Annotated in this window: 1 pseudogene; it reads left to right on the top strand. The window is 63.7% G+C overall.

The window, feature by feature from the left end:
- A pseudogene (locus tag EN852_RS38135) lies at positions 1 to 317 on the top strand (exopolyphosphatase); the annotation flags it as partial.

Genomic DNA, 317 nt, shown 5'->3' with positions numbered 1-317 from the left:
CTGCTGCCATACGGCGCGCTCGTGCTGCAGGAAATCATGACGGCGATGCAACCGTCCAGGATCGTCGTTTCGGCGCAAGGCGTGCGCGAAGGCTTTCTCTATTCACTGCTCGAGGCGGCCGAGCAGAAGGCCGATCCGCTGATCTCGGCCGCCGAGGAGCTTGCGCTTTTGCGCTCGCGTTCGGTCCACCACGCGCATGATCTGGTCGAATGGACCGGCAAGGCCTTCAAGGCTTTCGGCATCGACGAGACGGAAGACGAAGCGCGCTATCGCCATGCCGCCTGCCTGCTTGCCGATATCGGCTGGCGCGCTCATCC

Source organism: Mesorhizobium sp. M2E.F.Ca.ET.209.01.1.1, from assembly GCF_004010375.2.
In the GTDB taxonomy this organism is placed as follows: domain Bacteria; phylum Pseudomonadota; class Alphaproteobacteria; order Rhizobiales; family Rhizobiaceae; genus Mesorhizobium.
Note: the sequence above shows the minus strand (reverse complement) of the source record. Positions and strands in the feature narration are given on the sequence as shown.